Annotated in this window: 6 protein-coding genes; 1 reads left to right on the plus strand and 5 read right to left on the minus strand. The window is 75.9% G+C overall.

Annotated features, from left to right (window positions below; all coding sequences use genetic code 11):
• On the plus strand, window positions 1–686 hold a 686-nt coding region (locus ACFV0G_RS35650; RefSeq protein ID WP_380556895.1), incomplete at its 5' end, for an alpha/beta hydrolase.
• Window positions 687–693: 7 nt separating this feature from the next.
• Here the strand turns inward: ACFV0G_RS35650 and ACFV0G_RS35655 are convergent.
• The 5 genes from ACFV0G_RS35655 to folP all read right to left on the minus strand — a co-directional run bounded on the left by ACFV0G_RS35655 (window position 694) and on the right by folP (window position 3,960).
• A complete protein-coding gene (locus ACFV0G_RS35655) occupies window positions 694–1,185 on the minus strand; it encodes a DUF3180 domain-containing protein (protein ID WP_380556897.1) in 492 nt (163 codons plus the stop codon).
• Between the two features lie 164 nt (window positions 1,186–1,349).
• On the minus strand, window positions 1,350–1,949 hold the full coding sequence (gene folK / locus ACFV0G_RS35660) for a 2-amino-4-hydroxy-6-hydroxymethyldihydropteridine diphosphokinase (protein WP_380556899.1): 600 nt from the start codon (window positions 1,947–1,949) through the stop codon (window positions 1,350–1,352).
• Window positions 1,950–1,992: 43 nt separating this feature from the next.
• The gene (gene folB / locus ACFV0G_RS35665; RefSeq protein ID WP_380556905.1) at window positions 1,993–2,352 is read right to left on the minus strand and encodes a dihydroneopterin aldolase; all 360 of its coding nucleotides are present in this window, start codon (window positions 2,350–2,352) and stop codon (window positions 1,993–1,995) included.
• A gap of 203 nt (window positions 2,353–2,555) precedes the next feature.
• A complete protein-coding gene (locus ACFV0G_RS35670; protein WP_380556907.1) occupies window positions 2,556–3,032 on the minus strand; it encodes a nuclear transport factor 2 family protein in 477 nt (158 codons plus the stop codon).
• Between the two features lie 73 nt (window positions 3,033–3,105).
• Window positions 3,106–3,960 carry a dihydropteroate synthase gene (gene folP / locus ACFV0G_RS35675; protein WP_380556901.1) on the minus strand — a complete coding sequence of 285 codons (855 nt, stop codon included), beginning with the start codon at window positions 3,958–3,960 and terminating at the stop codon, window positions 3,106–3,108.
• Between the last annotated feature and the right edge of the window lie 73 nt (window positions 3,961–4,033).

Here is a 4,033-nt window from a genome sequence, read left to right on the forward strand (position 1 = left end):
GGGGGGCGCCGCCCGGGCCCGGGGTCGGGCGGTCGCCCGCCGCGATGGTCTGGCTGGGGTACGACGCACCGCCCAACCACGGCCTGGACCCGCGCTCGGCGGCGGTCGCCGACGATGCCCGGGCCCGGGCCGGGGCGGACGGCCTGAACCGCTTCCTCGCCGGGCTGCGGGCCGCCCGGCCCGATCCGCCCGCGCACGTCACGGCCGTCGGGCACAGCTACGGATCGCTGGTGGTCGGGCTCGCCGCGGAGCACTCCGGCGGCGCCGGGCTGGACGACGTGGTGCTGGTGGGCAGTCCGGGTGCGGGCGTCCAGCGGGCCGATCAGCTCGGGGTGGGCGCAGGCCACGTGTACACCGCGACGGCCGCCTGCGACCCGGTCGGGCGACTGCCCGCGGTCGGCGAGCTGGGCGCCTCCATGGTGCTGGGCGGGGTCCCCGGTGCGGTCGCCGGGCAGGCCCTCGGGCCGGGGCAGCTCTGGTTCGGCCGGGACCCGGCGGGCGCGGACTTCGGGGCGCACCGCTTCGGCGTCGCGCCCGGCGATCCGGGGCACGCCTTCGCCAGCCACTCCGCGTACTTCGACGAGTCGTCCGACGGGCCGTCGGAGTCACTGGCCAACCTCGGCCGGGTGGTCGCCGGCCGGGGCGCCGAGGTCACCCCGCAGGGGCGCTCCGCCGGACGCGGGTGACGCCCCGTCAGCGGGGCGAGGGGGCGGCCGGGTGGCTCGGGCCGTCGTGGTCCTCGGGGAGCTTGCACACGTGCTGGAGCCAGAGTGCGGCGGCCATCACCGCCGCGCCGGCGAGCACCGCGAACCCGGCCGTGATCGCCTGCGACTTGCGGGCGGAGATGTCCAGCTGGCCGAGCAGGAAGACCCCGGTGCCGGCGTAGATGCCGGTGACCACCGCGGCCACCAGGCCGCTGGCCTGGGCCAGCACGACGGCCCGCGCCGCGTGCAGCGGGTCGACGCCCTTCGCCCCCTGCTGCCGTTCCCGGACGGCCTTCAGCCGCGACCGCAGCGAGATCGCCGTCGCCAGCAGCACGACGGCGACCGCGGCGAGCACCACGGGTGCCGCGGCGGGCACCCCGGGGAGATCGCCCAGGGAGCCCCAGAGCTTGGCACCGGCCCAGGAGAGCACACCCGCCACCACGGTGATCCCGAGCAGCAGGCGGAGACGGAGCGGCTTCACGCGGAGGTTGTCCTTCCCGACGGACGCGACGGACGGTGTGCCCCTGACAGACCGTCGCGGTGCGGCGGTGCCAGGCCACCGTACCGGCCCGGCCGGGCCCGCCACCTGTACGGACGGCCCGGGACCGGGGGAAGTTCCCCGGCCCCCGGGGGGGCGGGGCGCGGTTACTCGGGCAGCCGGAGCTGGAGGTCCTCGCGGCGGCGGACGCCCTGGGCCTCCTCGCCGCCGAGCCCCTTGAGCAGCTCGGCGACCGGCCCGTGGCCGGGCACCTCGGCCTCCGGGTCGGCGTCCAGCCAGGGGGCGAGCACGAAGGCGCGCTCGTGCGCCCGCGGGTGCGGCAGCAGCAACTGCGGGTCGTCGCTCACGACACCCTCGACGGCGAGGATGTCGACGTCCAGGGTGCGCGGGCCCCAGCGGACCTCGCGGACCCGGCCGAAGGCGTCCTCGACCGCGTTGCCGCGCTCCAGCAGGGACAGCGGCGGCAGGGTGGTGCGCAGCACCGCGACCGCGTTGAAGTACGACGGCTGGTCGGCCGGGCCGCCGACGGCGTCGGTCTCGTAGACCCCGGAGACGGCCAGGATCCGGACGCCCGGGGTGTCGCCCAGGGCGTCGACGGCGCCCTGGAGGGTCTCCAGGCGGTTGCCGAGGTTGCTGCCGAGGGCGACGGCGGCATGCCGCACGGTCTGCAGGGTGGAGTCGACGCCGTCCACCCGGCCCTCCAGGTCGAACGTGGTCGGCGAGGCGGTCGGGTCGCTCGTGCTCATCTCGGAATCCCTCTGCGGCTCGGGGGGCGACGTGCCGGGCACGTCATGCGCGGCCCCGGTGAATGGTGACGGTGACGTCGTCGAACGGGACGGTGATCGGGGCGTCCGGCTTGTGCACGGTGACCTCGACCTCCTCCACGGCCTCGTGGGTGAGGCACTGGTCGGCGATCCGCTGGGCGAGCGTCTCGATCAGGTCGACGGGGTCGCCCGCGATGACCGCGGTGACCTCCTCGGCGATGACGCCGTAGTGCGCGGTGCGGGTCAGGTCGTCCTTGGCGGCGGCCGGGCGGGTGTCCAGGAACAGCACGAGGTCGACCACGAAGGTCTGGCCCTCGACCCGCTCGCGCTCGAAAACGCCGTGGTGGCCGCGGGCACGCAGGCCCCGCAGGGTGACGCGGTCCAGCAAACGAATCACTGCTCCCAGGGGACGACGGCCCCGTCCGGGGACAGGGCGAAGGCGGGCACCGTCGCCCGCCACCCGTCGAATCTACCCCCGGGCGCCGACAACTCCAGAGCGCTTACCCGGCACGACGGCCGGTCACGCACGCCGGATCGGCACTTGACGTGAACGTTCGGTGCCACCCCGGCGACGGCCGGGCGCCCGGCTCAGTCCTCGTCGTCGTCCTCGTCGTCGCCGCTGGTCAGGACGGGTGAACCGTGGTGGGACCAGAGCCGCCACCCGTCCGGGGTACGGCGGAACAGGTTGCTGGAGACGACCTTGCCGCCGACCAGCGGACCGAGCTCGCCCTCCTCCTCGGCCTCACCGCCGGAGAGGATGTTCTCGGTGCAGGTGACAAGAGCCACATCGCCCTGCACCTCGCACTCGACGTCGGTCAGGAAGAACTGGATGTACTCGGTGTTCGCCATGATCAGCATGTACGAGCGGGTCACCTGGGCCCGCCCGCGCAGCACCGGCCAGCCCGGGTGGACGCAGACCACGCCGCCCTTGTCGTCGGCCTCCCCGGCGCCCAGCCAGATGGACTCCACGGCCTCCAGGTCACCGTTCTCCAGGGCCTCGTAGAGCGCCTGGTTCGCCGCGAGGACGGCCTCGCGGTCGACCTCCAGGGCCGCCTCGCCGCTCACCGGTCCGCCTCCGGACGGTCCGCCCGCCTCGCCGTCGTGCCCCACGGTGCCTCCTGCCGGGCTACTGCCACACCTACCCCCTTCGGGCGGCCTGCTGCCAGGCCGCGACCACTCGTACGGCGTCGGCCGTGCCGGCCACGTCGTGCACCCGGACGGCCCAGGCGCCGGCCCGGGCGGAGAGCGCGGAGACGGCCGCGGTGGCGTCGTCGCGCTGCCGGGCCGGGCGCAGCTCCCCGGTTTCCGGGTTGGCGAGCAGCGTACCCAGGAAGCGCTTGCGCGAAGCGGCGACGAGCACCGGGCGGCCGAGCGCGGTCAGGGCGTCGAGGCGGCCGAGCAGGGCCCAGTTGTGCTCGCTGGTCTTGGCGAAGCCGAGGCCGGGGTCGAGCACCAGCTGCTCCTCCTTGACGCCGGCGGCGAGCAGCGCGGCCATCCGGGCGGTCAGCTCGGCGGTGACGTCGGCCACCACGTCGTCGTAGACCGCGAGGGCGTCCATGTCGGCGGACTGGCCGCGCCAGTGCATCACCACGAACGGGGCGCCGGTGGCGGCGACCACGGCGGCCATGCCGGGGTCGGCGAGGCCGCCGGAGACGTCGTTGACCAGCCGGGCGCCGGCCGCGACCGCCTCGGCGGCGACGGCGGCCCGCATGGTGTCGACGGAGACCACGGCCCCGGCCCCGGCCAGGGCGCGGACCACCGGGACGACCCGGCGCAGCTCCTCCGCCTCGGTGACCCGCTGGGCGCCGGGCCGGGTGGACTCGCCGCCGACGTCGATCAGGTCGGCGCCCTGGGCCACCAGCCGCAGGCCGTGCGCCACGGCGGCGTCGGGATCGAGCCACAGGCCGCCGTCGGAGAAGGAGTCGGGGGTGACGTTGACCACGCCCATCACGGCGCAGCGGTCGAGGCGGGGGAGGCCGGGCAGGTTGTCCATACGGTCATTATCGAGCCACCCGGCGGGCCGGTCGGTGCCCGGAACGGCGGCGGGCCCCGGACGGTCGTCCGGG

It is taken from the genome of Kitasatospora sp. NPDC059571 (assembly GCF_042735675.1).
Classification (GTDB): domain Bacteria; phylum Actinomycetota; class Actinomycetes; order Streptomycetales; family Streptomycetaceae; genus Kitasatospora.